Raw genomic sequence first — 17627 nt, 5'->3', positions numbered from 1 at the left:
AAAATGTTTAAATTTAATAGTATTGAAGAAGCAATAGAAGATATAAAGATAGGTAAAATTATTGTAGTAATAGATGATGAAGATAGAGAAAATGAAGGTGACTTATTAATGGCAGCAGAAAAAGTAACTCCAGAAGCTATAAACTTTATGGCTACTTATGGAAAAGGGCTTATATGTATGCCAATAGAAGCAGATACTTTAGATAGATTAGATATACCTCAAATGGTAACGAATAACACAGATAACCATGAAACTGCATTTACTGTGAGTATAGACCATATAGATACAACAACAGGTATATCAGCTTATGAAAGAGCTTTAACTATACAAAAAGTTATAGATAAAAACTCTAAACCACATGAATTTAGAAGACCAGGACACATATTCCCTCTTAAATCAAAGAGTGGTGGGGTATTGGTAAGAAATGGACATACTGAAGCGGCTGTTGATTTATCTAAACTAGCAGGATTAAAACCAGGTGGGGTTATATGCGAAATAATGAGTGATGATGGAACTATGGCAAGAACACCAGAATTGATAGAGTTTGCAAACTTACATAATCTTAAGATTATAACTATAAAAGACTTAGTTGAGTATAGGAAAAATAGTGAAAAACATATTGAAAGAGTTGTTGAAACTAAAATGCCAACTAAATATGGCGATTTTAAAATGTATGGATTTGTAAATAAGTTAAATGGAGAACATCATGTAGCTTTGGTTATGGGAGATATATCAGAGGATGAAGCTATTCTTACAAGAGTACATTCAGAGTGTTTAACAGGAGACGCTTTAGGGTCTAAAAGATGTGATTGTGGAGAACAATATGATGCTGCTATGAAAAAAATAGCTAAAGAAGGTAAAGGAATTCTTTTATATATGAGACAAGAGGGTAGAGGTATAGGGCTAATAAATAAGTTAAGAGTTTATGCACTTCAAGATCAAGGTCTAGATACAGTAGAAGCAAATATTAAACTAGGGTTTAAAGCTGATATGAGAGAGTATTTTATAGGAGCACAAATTCTTAGAGACTTAGGAGCTAAAAAATTAAGACTTATGACTAACAATCCAAGAAAAATAAACGATTTAAGTGAACATGGAATAGAAATTGTAGATCGAGTTCCTATTCAAATGAATCATAATGAAGTAAATGAATTTTATCTAAGAACTAAAAAAGAAAAGCTAGGACATTTATTAGCTTAATATAAAAATTGTGTGAATAAATTTTAAGGAGAGATTGATATGAGAATAATAGAAGGAAATTTAGTAGCAGAGGATATTAAAGTAGGGATAGTAGTAGGAAGATTTAATGAGTTTATAGTTTCAAAGTTATTAGGTGGAGCATTAGATGGATTAAAAAGACATGGTGTAAATGAAGATAATATAGAAGTTTCATGGGTTCCTGGAGCATTTGAAATACCTCTAGTGGCGAAGAAAATGGCTAAATCTAAAAAGTACGATGCAGTTATATGCCTAGGAGCTGTTATAAAAGGTTCTACACCTCATTTTGATTATGTATGTGCAGAAGCTTCTAAAGGAATTGCTTCAGTATCATTAAATGAAGAGATTCCAGTTATCTTTGGAGTATTAACTACTGACACAATAGAACAGGCTATAGAAAGAGCTGGAACTAAAGCTGGTAACAAAGGTTATGATGCAGCTGTTAGTGCTATAGAAATGGCTAATTTGCTTAAAAATTTTAATTAATAAATCACATAAAATAATAACACATTTAAATTACTAAATTATAAAGTGTATTAAAGCTTAAAAGGACGAATTATAAAGTGAAATTTATGATTCGTCCTTTTTACTGTTATTTAATTAATATAAAAAAATTTAAAAACATTGATATTAATATTAACATACGACCTAAATTATAGCTGCTTTTATTATATTTAGTTAAAATAACGCCAATTACTCCTATTATTCCAAAAACTATACTTGAGATTATTTGTAAGTGGAAATTACTTGGAAATGATGTATATGTTATAAATGTAATAAGTAATATGAATATAGTTACAGAAGTTATTCCAAATTTAGTTTTTATAAAGCTACCATTTTTATAAAATAACAATATAGAAAATAATAATAAAAATATAATTAATACAGTAAATATTATGCTAAGCAAATACATTCTATCTCCTCCTTTATATTATTATATAAATTAAATTGTTAAAAGCATAATTATACAAAAATTAAACCCTATATATTTATATACCTATAGTTACATAAAAACTTGTTTTATGATTAAGTTCAATTTTAGTAAATATTTTTTTACAGTATTTTTATTAAATTTAAAAAATAATAAAAAATACTACAAAATATTAATTTAACATTAAAAAAATAACTTTTTTAAAAAATAACTTAAATTTAAAAATAAATAGAAAATTCAGAAAAGTTATGCTACCATAATATAAATGAACTACTTTATAAATATATTAAGGGGGAATAGTTATGGTTTTAAGAAAAAGGTTGGCTATATTATTTGCAGTATCATCATTAAGCGTTGTAGCTTTATCTGGATGTACTTCGACAGGACCGGATGAATCAACAGGGGGACAATCACAAGGAGGTAAAGTGGGAGAACCTTATGCTGTACTAGCAAATCAAAATGCAAGAGCTGCTATAGGTATGGCTGTAGATAAAGAAACAATGTGTAACACAATATTAAATAATGGATCTGCACCTATAGATTATTTTACATCAGCAGGTCTTGGGGTTAACGATGATGGCAAAGAATATCAGGAAGTAGCTAATGTAAAAGGTTATTCTCATAACGATGAAGAAGCTAAAGCTATGTGGGAGAAAGCTAAAGAAGAAGTAGGATTTGATACAGTTGAATTAGAGTTATTAACTTTTGATAGTGATACTAGTAAAAGACAAGGTGAATTTATGCAAGCAGAACTTCAAGAGGCACTACCTGGTCTTACTATAAAAATAAAACAACAACCATTTAAACAAAAACTAGAATTAGAAGCTAAAGGAGAGTTTCACTTAGCTTATGCTGGTTGGGGAGCAGATTATCCAGACCCATTAACATTCTTAGAAACAATGGTTAGCAACGGACAATACTCTAGTAAAGTTGGCTATGGTAATACTGAGTATGATAAATTAATAGATGAAGCTAAAGCTACTCCAGATAAAAATGAAAGTTGGAAAAAGTATGGAGAAGCTGAAAATATAATGTTAAAAGACGGATACTTATCTCCTTTATTCCAAAAAGGAGTTGCATATCTTCAAAAAGATTTTGTTAAGGGAATAGTGGTGTCACCTACTATACAAGAAACTTATAAGTGGGCAGATGTAGATAAAGATGTTAAGGAAATAAATTTATCTAGTACATCAGATATACCAACACTTGATCCAAGTAAAGCTACAGATGCAGAGTCATTCTTTATAATGACAAATACAATGGAAGGTCTTGTTAGAATGGGTGAAGGAGATAAGGCACTACCAGCTATGGCTGAAAGCTGGGAGATATCAGAAGATGGCAAAACATGGACTTTCAAACTAAGACCTGGAGTAAAATGGTCAAATGGAGATAATGTAACTGCACATGATTTTGTATATTCATGGCATAGAACTTTAAATCCTGAAACAGCTTCAGAATATTCATACATAATGTATGATGTAGCTGGAGCAGAAGATTACAATACAGGAAAAACAGATAGTCCAGACAATGTAGGAGTAAAAGCATTAGATGATAATACACTACAAGTTGAACTTGTAAGACCTGTAACATATTTTGATAAATTAATGGCCTTCCCAGTATTCTTCCCTCAAAGTCAAAAAGTAGTTGAACAATTTGGAGAAGAATATGGAACAACTCACGATAAGATAGTTTATAATGGACCATTTACTATGAGTGAGTGGAAATTAGAAGATCAACACACTATGAGTAAAAATCCTACTTACTGGGAAGCTAATGTAGTTAAGTTAGACAAAATAAATACAAAAATAGTTAAAGATGGAAATGCAGCACTTAACTTATATGAAACTGGAGAAATAGATAAAACAGGATTAACTTCTGAAAATGTTGATAAGTACAAAGATTCCCCAGAGTTTAAAACTAGAAATGATGCATCAACATACTTCTTCTTAGTAAATGGAGGGAAAAAATAGTAAATAGAATTTAAAGGAAGTTTCTAATTTTAGAAACTTCCTTTTTTTAGAACTTGTTTTATAAAATATGAATATACTGTACAAATATATATTTAGGGGTGTAGAATTTATGATTTTCAAAAAAATATTGTCAAGCATAACTGTTATAAGCATGCTTAGTACAGGTTTTCTTGTTGGATGCTCTAAAGAAAAAGTTCGATTTGCTGATCCTAAGGTTGTTTTAAATAGTGAATGTGCAAGAAGTGCTATAGCTATGGCTATAGATAAACAAACATTTGTAGATGTTATTTTAAATAATGGATCTATACCTGTTAATTATTATGTTCCTAGGCATTTAGCAATAAACAAAGAAGGTATTGATTATAGAGATACAGTTAAAGATATGGGATATGTATATAATTTGGAGAAAGCAAAAGACTTATGGGAACAATCAAAAGATGAACTTGGATTTAAAGAAGTAACTCTAGAAGTAATTTTATCAGACACAGAGTTTAATAGAAAGTTAGGAGAATATTTAAAATCACAACTTGAACAGTTAGATGGATTAAATATTGAACTTAGACAAATGCCTGCAAAACAAAGAAGTGATTGTCTAGCTAAAGGAGAGTATGACATAGCTTTTAGTGGATGGGCACCAGATTATCCAGATCCATTAGCATATCTTGCTAACTTTTTAGAAGGTCAAACTTATGCTGTAGAAACACATTATAATAGCAAAGAGTACAATGATTTAGTTCAAGAAGGTAAAAAGGCAAAAGATACAGATAACAGTTTTGAGATATTTGCTGAAGCTGAAAATACACTTTTAAAGGATGTATATGTTATTCCTATGTATCAAAGAGCTTCAGCTTATTTACAAAAAGATTATGTGAAAAATATAATAGTATCAACTTATGGAACAAAATATCATTATAAATGGGCAGATGTTGATAAGGAAAATAAATCATTAAGAATGACTAGCTATTCAGACATAACAACACTAGATACTTGCAAGTTAGTAGATTTACTTTCAGGAGATATAGCAACTCATGTGTTTGAAGGTTTAACTAGAATAGGAGAAAATCAAGAGGTAACTCCAGGCATGGCAAAATCTTGGGATATTTCAGAAGATAAACTAACATGGACTTTTAACTTAAGAGAAGATGCCACTTGGTCAAATGGAGATAATGTAACTGCACATGATTTTGAATATGCTTGGAAGAAAATATTAACTCCATCAACTGCATATCAAAATGCAAGTGTATTTTATGATATAGTTGGAGCAGAAGATTTTAATATGGGCAAAGTAAAAGACTCTGATAGCGTAGGTATAAAAGCAATAGATGCTTATACTTTTGAAGTGAAGTTAAACAGACCAGTACCTTACTTTGATAAGTTAGTAAGTATGCAGATGTTTTCACCCCAAAATCAAAAATTTGTAGAATTAAAAGGAGAGGAATATGGCTATTCTATAGAAAATACCGTTTTTAATGGTCCTTTTGTGCTAAGTGATTGGAGGCTATCAGACCAATACTCTATGAGCAAAAATCCTAATTATTGGGATTCTAACTCGGTTAATCTTAAAGAAATAAATACTAAAATAACAAAAGATCCTCATACTGATTTGAATTTATACGAAACAGGAGAAATAGATAGAGTATTGTTATCCTCAGAAACTGTAGATAATTACAAAGATAGTCCAGAATTTAATACTAGTATGGATGCAGCTATAAACTTTTTAATATTGAATGTAGAACCAGATATAACTGAATAAGTTATAAACAGAACTCACTTATGTTAACTAATGTAAGTGAGTTTTATTTATTATAATACTTAAATATTATTATAATCCTATAGACATAATAACAATATACTACTTTAATAATAAATATAAAAATGTTAAACTTATATACAAGAATTACCTAAAGGAGAAATATTATGAAGAAATTAATGATAATAGAAGATTCTCAAGTCATAAGAGATGAACTTAAATCACTACTTTTAAGATATGGTTATGAAGTGACGGTTATTGAAAATTTTGAAAATGTATTTGAAGATGTAAAGAAGGAAAAGCCAAATCTTATATTACTAGATATAAACTTACCAGTTTATGATGGATTTCATATATGTAGAGAAATTAGAAAAAATTTAAACATTCCTATAATAATAGTAACTAGTAGAGATAGTGAAATAGATGAACTTATGAGTATGAATTTAGGGGCAGATGATTTTATAACTAAACCTTATAACACACAAATATTACTTGCACGTATAAGTGCAGTTCTTAAAAGAACATATTCTGATAATAAAAGTTCAGACATATTAACTTATAAAGATTTAAGTTTAGACTTATCACAGGGTATGATATCTGCATTTGATAATAACATTGAACTTAGCAAAAACGAGATAAAGATACTTGCATATCTTATGAAAAATAAAGAGAAAATAGTATCTAGAGATGAGTTGATGAATTATATGTGGAATTCAGATGTCTATATAGATGATAATACTTTATCAGTTAATATAACTAGAATAAGAAAAAAACTAGAAGAAATTAATTTAAAAGATTATATAGAGACTAGAAGAGGATTAGGTTATATAATGAAATGAAGCTATTAGATTACATAAAAGATAAAAGTCTATTTTTAACTGTAAATACTTTAATATTTCTATTTATATTATTTGGGTTAGTAGTCGCACAAGCAGGCTCACAACTAGTGTTTTTAATAATAATACTATGGTTTGGGCCTTTAATATCATTTATGATAGTAGATTTTATAAAGCAAAAAATTTACTTTGATGAAATATTATCTATTTGTGATAATTTAGATAAAAAGTATTTGTTATCAGAGGTTATAAATAAACCTAAATATACTCATGAAATGATTATATATGATTTATTAAAGGATACAAATAGATCTATGAGAGAGAATATAAATTATTACAAAACCATGCAAAATGATTACAAAGAATATATAGAAACTTGGGTACATGAAATAAAAACACCTATAGCATCTACAATGCTATTTATTGAAAATAATAGTGAAGTAGTTCCACCTCATATAAAGTCAGAAATACAAAAGATAGAAGACTATGTAGAACAAGTATTATATTATTCAAAGAGTAATGATGTAAATAAAGATTATATAATTAAAGAATTTAATTTAGAAAAAATAGTTAGAAAAGTAATTAGGAAAAATGCTCGTGACTGCATAAGTAAAAAAATTGCTATAGATATAAAAGATATAGATACAAATGTTTATAGTGATCCTAAATGGGTTGAGTTTATAATTAATCAAATATTTGTAAATGCTATAAAATATTCTAAAGAAAAGAATGCTTGTATCTCTATAGATACTAATATAAATAAACATAACATAACTCTAAGTATTTCTGATAATGGAGTTGGTATATGTGAAAAAGATGTATTTCGAGTCTTTGATAAAGGATTTACAGGAGAGAATGGAAGAAAATATTCTAAATCTACAGGAATAGGATTATATTTATGTAAAAATCTTTGTGAAAAATTAGGTCTGGGTATTACTCTTGAATCAAAAGAAAATAAAGGAACTACGGTTATTTTAGTATTTCCTTTATACAAAAGCATATTAAGGTAAATAAATGTAGGGTTGTGAAATTTCATAACTCTATTTTTATTTATTTTATTATAAGTTTTAGTTGATACTATAATAGCATTTGTTATATTATATATATAACAAGTATTATTGAATATAATATATAAGAGAGGTGATAAAGTTGATTTTAAATTTAGATTTTAATAGTGAGAAACCTATATATATACAAATGAGAGAAGAGATAATTAAATCTATTGCAAATGGAGAGTTAGAAATAAATGAATCTCTACCATCAGTAAGAGCAATGGCAGAAGAAATAGGGATAAATCTTCACACTGTCAGTAAAGCATATAACTTATTAAAAGATGAAGGATATATAAATATAGACAGAAGAAAAGGCGCTATAGTAAATGAACTTCCTATAGATAAAACAAAAGAAAACTTCGAGAATATTAAAGGTCAAATAGAACTATTAGTAGCGGAAAGTTATCTAAAAGGTATAAAAGAAGATGAGTTTATGGATTTATGTAAAAATTATTTTAATAATTATGAGGTGAAAAGATAATGGAAAATATGGTAGGAATTATGATTTTAGCACCGATTTTAATATTCACACACTTATTTATAGCTAATATACAGATGATAAGTTCAAAAAATTATTTCTATGGAGTATATGTAAAGAACTTGCAATTAGATGAAGGGGAGAAAAAGAGAATAGATAAAAGTTATAAAAAAAAGATAAATTATACATTTTTAGTATTATTAATTTTACCTATAATTTTATATAAATTTTCTAATGTAAATGAAGGTATATTAATTTCAATATCATTAATTATGTACAGTGTATTAAGTTTTTATTATTTAAAAGATAGTTTTCAAGAATCAAAGGTTTTAAAAAGCCAATTTTTAATTAAAGAACCAGAAGGAGAAGTACCTGTTAAGCAAAGTGGAAAAATATCAGTAGACACTGAATTTATGAAAGGAAAGCTTAAGTTAAAAAGAAAGTTTAAGATATTATTTGGAATTTGTTTAGGACTTTCTATTATTTCATTTTTATATACGGCTTTAAATTATAATAATTTGCCAGACATGATACCTACTCATTATGGAGCAAGTGGCAAACCTGATGCATTTGGACCTAAGAATTTTGTAAATGCGTTTTTAATAAATATAATAGATTTAGCTTTAGTAATAATATTTTCATGTACTGGTATAGCTACAGTAAGCTATAGAATTCAGTTAGATACTACAGACTTAGAAAACAATCGAAAAAAAGCTTTGAAATACTTAGATAAAATAGGTTATTCATTTTGGATTATGACTTTAACTATACAAATAGGAACAACATTAATACCGATATATTCTATTAATGGGTGGAACATACCAAATTATTCATTTTTAGTTATTACAATAGCTCCAATATTTATATCTGTATATTTAATATATTCATATATAATGCTATCAACAACAAAATCGAAGGTTAAAGATTTATATACACCTGAAAGTGATGATGAAAAATGGATATATGGATTTATATACTACAACAAAGAGGACCCATCATTTATGGTAGATAAAAGGCTGGGAGCAGGTTGGACATTTAATATGGCTCATAAAACTTCTAAGCTAATATTAGGGATAACAATATTTATTTTAGTATTCAGTTTAATAGCACCATTATTTGCATAAATTAATAATAAGAAATTCAGAAATCATAATTTCTTTAAGCATAAAAAAGGAACTAATTTAAGAGTTGTATATAACTTAAATTAGTTCCTTTTTATATCTATTTTGTATTGTTATTCATATTTAAATCTACTTTAATAAGCTTTTTATTTTTAACTAAATAAGTTTCATCAGATTCAGCTGCTATATCCTTATTATGAGTAACCATAATAACTGTTTTATTTTCTTTTTCAACAATGTCTTTAAATAAGGATATTATTTCATTAGAGGTATTTTCATCTAAGTTACCAGTAGGTTCATCTGCTATTATCAAGTCACAATCGCAACAAAGTGCACGTGCAATTGCAACTCTTTGTTGTTGTCCTCCACTTAAAGTAAGTGTCTTTTGCATTCCTTGTTCTTTACTTATTCCAACTCTTTCTAGCATATCTATTGCAAATTGTTTATTATCATTAGTTTTTATACCTTTAATGCTCATAGCAGAAGTTATATTTTCAATTGCACTCATATAATTTAATAAATTATATCCTTGAAATATTATAGATACATACCTATTTCTATATTTTTCAAGAGATATACTTTTTAAACTTTTCCCTTTATATTTTATTTCACCACTTGTTGGAGAGTCTAAACCGCAAGCTAAAGATATAAAAGTAGTTTTTCCTGAGCCAGATTGCCCTATAATCGTATAAAACTTACCGCTTTCAAAATCTATACTTATATCATCTAAAATATTCGTATTTGAGTTGTATGAGTAATCTATATTTTTAAAAGTTAATATACTTTCCATAATAACCTCCTAGTTATGTTTGCTTAATATATTTTTTGGATTTAATCTCATTATAAATGAGGCAGGTATTATAGTTGCTATCATAGCGACTACAATTGAGTATAAAGACATTTTAGCAAAGTCAGATGAACTAACTTGTATGTCTAAATCATCTATAGGGTCTATTTCGTTAAGCTGCTTATTTGTATTCATAAAGCCACCTTTTCCGCCACCCATAGGGCCTCCTCTATTAGCACCTGGTTGATCCATTGATTGTTCAGATTGAACTGAAATTTCATTTTGAATAAGTTTGTTACCAACTATATTACTTATAGGATTTCCAAATAGTGTAGATGCACCTAAAGCAATTGTTAAAATGATTAATATTTCAGCTAGTAATTGACCAATTATTTTAAATTTCTTTTCACCTAGAGCCATTAATATTCCCATCTCATGCATTCTATCTTTTATAGATAACATTGTAATAAGCGTAAGTATAGCTGCACCAAATATAGTTACTATGATTAATGTTGTTTTAGAAAAAGAAGCTACATTTTCAATTGGTCCCATCATAGATTCGTAAGCTCTATCACCAGCATCTAACTTAAATTGGTCAAAGTCTATATTTTTATTATTTTGAGATTCCTCTATGAAAGAATCAACATTTAAAGGATCATTTATATAAAATGTTATTGAGTCTACTGCATTTTTATAATCATCACCTTTTAATTCATTTGCTAATGTATATGGAGCATAAATGCTATTATAAGGTAACATAGATGTAAATCTATAAGCATTATCATCTATTTCGCTATTATCTTTAAATATACCTATAATTTCAGCTTCTACAGATGTGTCTTCATCTTCAGTTGAGCTTAATGTTATTTTATCTCCAACTTCTAAATCATTTTGATCAGCAAAAGTAGATTCTATTAATACTACATTCTTATTTAAATCGTCTTCAGTGAAATCTCTTCCAGATTGAAGTGAAATAGTTTGAGATTCTATTTTATCACTAACATTGAAATCATTTAATCCATAAATTGTTACATCTCCATTGTTAGGCATTTTCATTGGAGCAAATTCATTGTCATTAGAATTTTCACTTTCATCGTCTGAACCTACTGCTGTTAAATTATTTAAGTTTGCAGAGGTATTACTATTAACAGCGTATTCAAGTACATAGTCTGAATCTTTAAGTTCATTTATATATGTAAGTGGTACTGGTAACTTTGTTGGTTCAAATTTTTTAGGCTCTCCATTTTCAGATTTATTTTCTTCCATCATTTTTTCCATATCTTGACTCAATGTAACTTGAGCTCCTAGTTTTTGTCTAGCACTTATAGAAGCTAATTCTGTTGCAGACTGTATACTGAAACTAGTTAGTATTACTAAACATATAGTTAGTATTATAGAAAATGTTATTAAGGTTTTGCCTTTCCTTTCTTTTAAAGATTTAATTGCTCTAAATATAAAATTCATATATTTTCATCCTTTCCTCGTTCGTTTGATATAAAGATATAATCCTTACCTTAAAAAAATCTTAAATATTATTTTGAAATTTTAAACTAGTTCTATTTAAAATTTAAGTTTAATTAAAGGTAGTATGTTTATAATTAAGTTATTAAATAAATCGATAGGAGAAAATAAAATGAAAATTTTAGTTGTAGAAGATAACATAGTTTTAGCGGATACTATAAAAGAAGAACTTGAAAATAATACTAACTTTAATGTAGAAGTATACAATAATGGAGAAGAAGCTTTATATTATATAGAAAGAAATATTTATGATGTTATAATACTAGATATTATGTTGCCAGATTTAAGTGGTACTGAAATATTAAAGGTTTTAAGGAGTAAAAACATTAAAACTCCAGTAATAATGCTTACAGCTAAAGAAGAGTTAGATGACAAAGTAGGAGCTTTCTCTTTAGGAGCAAATGATTATATAACTAAACCCTTTTATATGGAAGAATTAATAGCTAGGGTTTATGCAATACTTAGAACTACTGGACATATATCTACGGAAAACATATTAGAGTTTAAAGGCTTGAAGATAAATTTAGACTCAAGAAAAGTATATATAGATAATTGCGAGATAGATCTATATAAAAAACAGTTTGATATATTAGAGTATTTTTTAGTAAATAAGGGACAAGTATTATTAAAAGAACAAATTTATGATAGAATATGGGGAATAGAAAGTGATATTCCGCTAGAAATAGTAGAAGTACATATTAGTGGTTTAAGAAAAAATTTAGCTTCTACTGGATATAATAAGTACATAAAAACAAAAAGAGGAATAGGTTATATATTTGATGATGAATAAAAATATATTAAAAAAAACTAGGAAAAATCTAATACTTCTAAATACTTTAGTAGTCGGCGTCATATTTATAATATTTACACTATTTATATATAAGTATTTTTATAATTTAACTTATCAAAAAGTTGATAAAGAATTGTATATGCAATATCAAAAAGTTGAGGACGATTTAAATAGAGAGGCTCCACCAAACTTCCAAAATAATATGGGTATGAGGATGATTACTAAAGGGAGTTTTGTATATGTATGGAGGGGAGATCAATTAGTAAAGTCTGAACCTAAAGAAATTGCAAATTATATAAAACCATATGAAAAAAGTAAAGATTTTAAAGAAGGTATTATTTCTTATGAGTATGAAGGATATAAGTTCAGAGAACTAAAGCAATCAAGTGGACCGTATACAATAGAAATAATAAAGATTGTAGATACAGAAGAAACTCTTTTGAGTCAATTAAAGTTTGTACTTATAACTTCAGCAATAATAGCACTGATAACAGTGTACTTTATAAGTAGATTCTTAACTCATAAGTCATTAGAGCCTATAGAAGAGTCTTGGAAAAACCAAGCATTATTTGTCCAAGATGCTTCCCATGAATTACGAACTCCACTTACTATAATATTTTCAAAGATAGAAAGTATTATAAAAAGACCTGAAAATAGTGTTGATGATGAAATGACCAATTTGATAATAGTTATGAAAGAGGTAAGGCGGCTTAGAAAATTAGTATCTGATTTATTAAAACTTACGAAAGAAGATGCAATAGTATCTGTAAATAAATCTAAATTCGATGTGTATTTTATGATAAATGAAATACTTGAACAATATGAAGATATATGTGAGTTGCAAAATAAAAAATTAAGTTTTAATAGTAATTTAAAAGACAATATGATTTATACTGACAAAGAAAAACTAAAACAAATATTTATAATATTTATAGACAATGCAATAAAATACACTAATGAACATGACTGCATAGATATAATTTTATCTGATGAAATATCAGGTTTAAGATTAGCCATAAAAGATACAGGTGTTGGAATAAAATCTGAAGAATTACCACTAATATTTAATAGATTTTATAGAGCAAGTTCACATAGAGAAACTAATAAAGAAGGATCAGGAATAGGTCTATCTATAGCAAATATGCTAATATCTAATTTAAATGGTAAAATAGAGGTTGATTCTGAATATAAAAAAGGTAGTACATTTACTCTATATATACCTAAAAAATAAATTAAAGAATTTTAAGGTTTATTTAAGGTTTAAGTACAAACTAAGTACTAATTAAAACTTAGGAGGTATATATATGAAATTTAAAAAAACAATAAGTGTAATATCTACAAGTTTATTAACTTTATCTATATTATCAACAGGTACAGTTAGTGCAAATAGTTTACCAGTAGAAGATTCTAACCCCAAAATAGAAAGAAATAAAACTTCAAGACGAGAATGTTTGAATAAATCTTTAGAAGAACTTAAAAATGAAGGTGTATTTACTCAAAAAGATATTGATAACATAAATAACTACTTAACAAAAATGAAATCTAAAAAAAATCAACATAATTATTGTAGAGGCAATAAAGAGTGTAAAAAAACAGGCGAACTAAAAAAATATAATAACGATAGACAAAAATCTTTAGTAGATAACTTAGTTAATGATAATATAATAACTAAAGACCAAGGAGATAAATTAAAAGAACGATTAGTAAAAATTTTTCAACAGACAAATAAATAGTTTTTAAATATTTATATAAATACCTAATAAGTGATTCTATTAACTGAATTGTCACCTATTGGGTATTTTTTAATTTACATAAAATTAGAAAAGATTACTAAACTGTAAGATTAGTTCCTTATTACTGTAAGGCTTTTTTTTAGAAAAATGTGTAAAATAAGATTATAATAAAAAATCAGGAGGAAGAAATGAAGAATATATTAAATGTAAAAAATATAGAAAAATATTATGGAAATAAAGATAATGTAACAAAAGCAATAGATAATATAAGCTTTAATGTAATTGAAGGAGAGTTTGTAGGGATAATGGGACCTAGTGGTAGCGGAAAAACTACATTGCTTAATTGTATATCAACAATAGATAATGTATCTAGTGGAAACATTATAATTAATGATCAAGATATAACAAGACTTAAGTCTAGAAACTTAGATAAGTTTAGACAAAATGAATTAGGGTTTATATTTCAAGATTTTAATTTATTAGATACTTTAACAGCTTATGAAAATATAGCTCTAGCACTTACTATAAAAGGTGAGAAACCTTCTTTAATAGATTCAAAAGTAAAAGAAGTTGCTAAGTATCTTGAAATAGAAAAAATACTTAATAAGTATCCATACCAAATATCTGGAGGTCAAAAGCAAAGAGTAGCTTCAGCTAGAGCTATAGTTACTAATCCATCATTAGTATTAGCAGATGAACCTACAGGTGCTCTTGATTCTAAATCTGCAAGATTATTACTTGAAAGATTTGAAAGTTTAAATACAGATTTAAAAACTACTATACTTATGGTAACACATGATGCTTTTACAGCAAGTTATGCTCATAGAATTTTATTTATAAAGGATGGAAAGATATTCAATGAATTAGTAAGAGGTAGTGATACTAGAAAAGAATTTTTTAATAGAATAATAGATGTAATCACCTTACTTGGAGGTGATGAGAATGTATTCTAAAATTGCTTTAGGAAATGTAAAAAAGAGTTTTAAAGATTATAGTATATATTTTCTAACCTTAACTCTTGCAGTAAGTATATTTTATAGTTTTAACTCTATAGAAAGTCAAAAAGCTATACTTGAAATGGACAAGTCAAATGTTGAATATATAGAAGCGTTAATTCAATTAGTAGGAGGCTTGTCAATATTTGTATCAGTTATATTAGGAAGTTTAATTTTATATGCGAATAATTTTTTAATAAAAAGACGTAAAAAAGAACTAGGTATTTATATGACACTAGGAATGAGTAAATATAAAATATCTAAAATATTAGTAATAGAAACATTAATAGTAGGACTAGCATCTTTAGTTAGTGGTCTTTTACTTGGATTACTATTAAGTCAAGGGTTATCATTATTTACAGCTAAGTTATTTGAAGTTGGAATGAATGAATATAAGTTTATAATTTCATCTGATGCTATATTTAAAACAGTATTATATTTTGGAATTATATTTTTATTAGTTATGATATTTAATACATTAATAATATCAAAGTATAAGATAATAGATATGTTAAATGCTAGTAAAAAAATAGAAAACATTAAGTTTAAAAATCCTATTATATATGTAATAACATTTATAATATGTATATTGTCTTTAGCTATTGCTTATTACCTTATAATAGATATAGGTCTTATGGCAATTGAAGATCCTAAGTTTGTAGTTTCAATAATACTAGGTATACTAGGAACAGTGTTATTTTTCTATAGCTTATCAGGTGCTTTTACATTTTTAATAACTAAAAATAAAAATATATATTTAAAAAATCTTAATATATTTATAGTTAAGCAAATCAATAGCAAGGTGAATACAAACTTCGTATCAATGTCAGTTATATGTTTAATGTTATTTTTAACAATAGGTATTTTATCTACTGGGCTTAGCTTAAAATCTGCTTTAGAATCAGGGCTTAAAGCTACTACTCCATTTGATGCAAGTGCTAGTATGTATATAGATGAAGATTCAAAAGTTCAAAGCATAGAAGAATCTTTAAACAAATTAGGATTTAAGTTTAATAAAAATGAAGATTATATAGCTTTTAATATATATGAATCTAAACTAGATATGAAAGATACTTTAAATAAAAATCTAAATAAATCAAATGAGAAATTAATATCTAAAATGTACAACACTTATGTTGATTTTATAAGCTTATCTGATTATAACAAAATAAGAAATTTAAACCACCAAGATGATATAAAGTTGTTAGGTAATGAGATTATATTAATGTCTAATAATAATCAAATGGTGAATATAGTTAATGACTTTTTAGAAGATAATTCAATTCTAAAGATAGATGACAAAGTGTATAATATAAAGAATCAGAAAGCAGTAGAAGAATCACTTACTACTACTGGTATGGCAAGCAATTTATTTACAGTTGTAGTACCAGATAATGCAGTCAAAGGACTAAAAGCTGTATCTAATAACTTAAATGTAAACTTTACGGGTAGTAAGGAAGAGAAAGAAAAATCGGAAGAAAGATTTAATAAAATATTTGATTCCTATATACCAGAAAAAGTTGATTTTGAAAAAGTTGGATTTGTATATGGAGTAACAAAAGCCGGAGTTTATGCTGAAAATAAAGGTGTAACTACAAGTATGCTATTTTTAGGTATATATTTAGGTATAGTATTTTTAATTTCAAGTATGGCTGTTTTATCATTACAACAATTATCTGAAGCTAGTGATAGCATCGATAGATATAAATCACTAAAAAGAATTGGTGCAAATGATAAGATGATAAATAGAACAATATTTATTCAGACTTTAATATACTTTACACTTCCTATAGGACTTGCTTTAATACATTCTATAGTTGGTATAAAAATAATAAATGATTTTGTTACTATGTTTAATAAGCCTAATATTTCATCTTCATCAATAATGACAGCTATATTATTCTTAATAATATATGCAGGATATTTCTTTGCAACATATACAGGATATAAAAATATAATAAAAAATTCATAGATATTTAATAAAAAAATAAATTAAAATAGCACTAGTGTTATATTAATGTAAAATTTAATAATTTACAAAATAACCCTCATAAGCATAAAGCTATCGCTTAAATGTTAATGGGGGTTACATTTTATTTTAATTTAAATTTGAACATTCATATTTCTTGTATAAAAATAGTAAATTTCCACAGATCAATTCTATACTCACTTATTTTGTATACATTATTATAAATTTCAAAAAATTTAAAAGCTATTGATAATCAAATAAATTTTATTTAAAAATAGGAACGTTTAATTAAAATTTTAATAAAATAATATAGAAAGTCGATATTTCATAGAAGGAGGTCTATATATGAGTAAATTTATAAGAGAATTAGTCGAATATACAGGCATAGACTCATATACACATAATGTATGTAGCTTTCAAGATACTACTAATTTTAAGCAAACAAGTATAGATTTTCAGCTTTGTGTACCTAATCC

Annotated in this window: 16 protein-coding genes; 13 read left to right on the top strand and 3 right to left on the bottom strand. The window is 26.5% G+C overall.

Going from position 1 to position 17627, the window contains the following annotated elements; translation table 11 throughout:
- Positions 1–3 precede the first annotated feature (3 nt).
- Both ACEXNK_RS00080 and ribH read left to right on the top strand, forming a co-directional pair.
- Positions 4–1200: a bifunctional 3,4-dihydroxy-2-butanone-4-phosphate synthase/GTP cyclohydrolase II gene (locus ACEXNK_RS00080; protein WP_373600795.1), complete on the top strand. Its 1197-nt coding sequence runs from the start codon at positions 4–6 to the stop codon at positions 1198–1200.
- Positions 1201–1239: 39 nt separating this feature from the next.
- On the top strand, positions 1240–1704 hold the full coding sequence (ribH, locus tag ACEXNK_RS00075) for a 6,7-dimethyl-8-ribityllumazine synthase (protein WP_373600794.1): 465 nt from the start codon (positions 1240–1242) through the stop codon (positions 1702–1704).
- A gap of 106 nt (positions 1705–1810) precedes the next feature.
- Here ribH and ACEXNK_RS00070 read toward each other — a convergent pair whose 3' ends face one another.
- Complete coding sequence (locus ACEXNK_RS00070; RefSeq protein ID WP_373600793.1) at positions 1811–2131, bottom strand: hypothetical protein; 321 nt, start codon at positions 2129–2131, stop codon at positions 1811–1813.
- Between the two features lie 320 nt (positions 2132–2451).
- On the opposite strand from ACEXNK_RS00070, the gene ACEXNK_RS00065 reads away from it, so the two are divergent.
- The 6 genes from ACEXNK_RS00065 (at position 2452) to ACEXNK_RS00040 (ending at position 9359) form a co-directional block, all read left to right on the top strand.
- Positions 2452–4119, top strand: coding sequence for an ABC transporter substrate-binding protein (locus ACEXNK_RS00065; RefSeq protein WP_373600792.1), 1668 nt, complete (start codon positions 2452–2454; stop codon positions 4117–4119).
- 109 nt (positions 4120–4228) lie between these two features.
- A complete protein-coding gene (locus ACEXNK_RS00060; RefSeq protein WP_373600791.1) occupies positions 4229–5872 on the top strand; it encodes an ABC transporter substrate-binding protein in 1644 nt (547 codons plus the stop codon).
- A gap of 164 nt (positions 5873–6036) precedes the next feature.
- Positions 6037–6708, top strand: coding sequence for a response regulator transcription factor (locus tag ACEXNK_RS00055; protein ID WP_373600790.1), 672 nt, complete (start codon positions 6037–6039; stop codon positions 6706–6708).
- Positions 6705–7715: a sensor histidine kinase gene (locus ACEXNK_RS00050; RefSeq protein ID WP_373600789.1), complete on the top strand. Its 1011-nt coding sequence runs from the start codon at positions 6705–6707 to the stop codon at positions 7713–7715. Before ACEXNK_RS00055 ends, ACEXNK_RS00050 begins: the two co-directional genes overlap by 4 nt.
- A 139-nt stretch (positions 7716–7854) precedes the next feature.
- Positions 7855–8238: a GntR family transcriptional regulator gene (locus tag ACEXNK_RS00045; protein ID WP_373600788.1), complete on the top strand. Its 384-nt coding sequence runs from the start codon at positions 7855–7857 to the stop codon at positions 8236–8238.
- Entirely contained in the window at positions 8238–9359 is a 1122-nt protein-coding gene (locus tag ACEXNK_RS00040; protein WP_373600787.1) for a DUF1648 domain-containing protein, read from the top strand. The genes ACEXNK_RS00045 and ACEXNK_RS00040 overlap by 1 nt, the downstream gene beginning before the upstream one ends.
- Before the next feature lie 97 nt (positions 9360–9456).
- Here the strand turns inward: ACEXNK_RS00040 and ACEXNK_RS00035 are convergent, their stop codons facing one another.
- Positions 9457–10146: an ABC transporter ATP-binding protein gene (locus ACEXNK_RS00035; protein ID WP_373600786.1), complete on the bottom strand. Its 690-nt coding sequence runs from the start codon at positions 10144–10146 to the stop codon at positions 9457–9459.
- A 9-nt stretch (positions 10147–10155) separates the two neighbouring features.
- Positions 10156–11607 carry an ABC transporter permease gene (locus ACEXNK_RS00030; protein WP_373600785.1) on the bottom strand — a complete coding sequence of 484 codons (1452 nt, stop codon included), beginning with the start codon at positions 11605–11607 and terminating at the stop codon, positions 10156–10158.
- A 169-nt stretch (positions 11608–11776) separates the two neighbouring features.
- Here ACEXNK_RS00030 and ACEXNK_RS00025 point away from each other — a divergent pair, with 169 nt between their 5' ends.
- From ACEXNK_RS00025 to ACEXNK_RS00005, 5 genes are all read left to right on the top strand, one after another.
- On the top strand, positions 11777–12454 hold the full coding sequence (locus tag ACEXNK_RS00025; RefSeq protein ID WP_373600784.1) for a response regulator transcription factor: 678 nt from the start codon (positions 11777–11779) through the stop codon (positions 12452–12454).
- Positions 12444–13685: a sensor histidine kinase gene (locus ACEXNK_RS00020; protein ID WP_373601553.1), complete on the top strand. Its 1242-nt coding sequence runs from the start codon at positions 12444–12446 to the stop codon at positions 13683–13685. The genes ACEXNK_RS00025 and ACEXNK_RS00020 overlap by 11 nt, the downstream gene beginning before the upstream one ends.
- A gap of 73 nt (positions 13686–13758) precedes the next feature.
- A complete protein-coding gene (locus tag ACEXNK_RS00015) occupies positions 13759–14187 on the top strand; it encodes a hypothetical protein (protein WP_373600782.1) in 429 nt (142 codons plus the stop codon).
- A gap of 188 nt (positions 14188–14375) precedes the next feature.
- Complete coding sequence (locus ACEXNK_RS00010) at positions 14376–15140, top strand: ABC transporter ATP-binding protein (protein WP_373600781.1); 765 nt, start codon at positions 14376–14378, stop codon at positions 15138–15140.
- On the top strand, positions 15130–17154 hold the full coding sequence (locus tag ACEXNK_RS00005) for an FtsX-like permease family protein (protein ID WP_373600780.1): 2025 nt from the start codon (positions 15130–15132) through the stop codon (positions 17152–17154). The genes ACEXNK_RS00010 and ACEXNK_RS00005 overlap by 11 nt, the downstream gene beginning before the upstream one ends.
- The last annotated feature ends 473 nt before the right edge of the window (positions 17155–17627 follow it).

It is taken from the genome of Paraclostridium bifermentans, from assembly GCF_964259345.1.
Lineage (GTDB): Bacteria > Bacillota > Clostridia > Peptostreptococcales > Peptostreptococcaceae > Paraclostridium > Paraclostridium bifermentans_B.
This window is presented reverse-complemented; position numbering and strand designations above follow the sequence as displayed.

What these genes read in the sequence shown, in the direction of transcription:
- ACEXNK_RS00080 (WP_373600795.1), top strand. Translation starts at nt 4, where the DNA reads ATGTTTAAATTTAATAGTATTGAAGAAGCAATAGAAGATATAAAGATA.
- ribH (WP_373600794.1), top strand. Translation starts at nt 1,240, where the DNA reads ATGAGAATAATAGAAGGAAATTTAGTAGCAGAGGATATTAAAGTAGGG.
- ACEXNK_RS00070 (WP_373600793.1), bottom strand. Translation starts at nt 2,131, where the DNA reads ATGTATTTGCTTAGCATAATATTTACTGTATTAATTATATTTTTATTA.
- ACEXNK_RS00065 (WP_373600792.1), top strand. Translation starts at nt 2,452, where the DNA reads ATGGTTTTAAGAAAAAGGTTGGCTATATTATTTGCAGTATCATCATTA.
- ACEXNK_RS00060 (WP_373600791.1), top strand. Translation starts at nt 4,229, where the DNA reads ATGATTTTCAAAAAAATATTGTCAAGCATAACTGTTATAAGCATGCTT.
- ACEXNK_RS00055 (WP_373600790.1), top strand. Translation starts at nt 6,037, where the DNA reads ATGAAGAAATTAATGATAATAGAAGATTCTCAAGTCATAAGAGATGAA.
- ACEXNK_RS00050 (WP_373600789.1), top strand. Translation starts at nt 6,705, where the DNA reads ATGAAGCTATTAGATTACATAAAAGATAAAAGTCTATTTTTAACTGTA.
- ACEXNK_RS00040 (WP_373600787.1), top strand. Translation starts at nt 8,238, where the DNA reads ATGGAAAATATGGTAGGAATTATGATTTTAGCACCGATTTTAATATTC.
- ACEXNK_RS00035 (WP_373600786.1), bottom strand. Translation starts at nt 10,146, where the DNA reads ATGGAAAGTATATTAACTTTTAAAAATATAGATTACTCATACAACTCA.
- ACEXNK_RS00030 (WP_373600785.1), bottom strand. Translation starts at nt 11,607, where the DNA reads ATGAATTTTATATTTAGAGCAATTAAATCTTTAAAAGAAAGGAAAGGC.
- ACEXNK_RS00025 (WP_373600784.1), top strand. Translation starts at nt 11,777, where the DNA reads ATGAAAATTTTAGTTGTAGAAGATAACATAGTTTTAGCGGATACTATA.
- ACEXNK_RS00020 (WP_373601553.1), top strand. Translation starts at nt 12,444, where the DNA reads ATGATGAATAAAAATATATTAAAAAAAACTAGGAAAAATCTAATACTT.
- ACEXNK_RS00015 (WP_373600782.1), top strand. Translation starts at nt 13,759, where the DNA reads ATGAAATTTAAAAAAACAATAAGTGTAATATCTACAAGTTTATTAACT.
- ACEXNK_RS00010 (WP_373600781.1), top strand. Translation starts at nt 14,376, where the DNA reads ATGAAGAATATATTAAATGTAAAAAATATAGAAAAATATTATGGAAAT.
- ACEXNK_RS00005 (WP_373600780.1), top strand. Translation starts at nt 15,130, where the DNA reads ATGTATTCTAAAATTGCTTTAGGAAATGTAAAAAAGAGTTTTAAAGAT.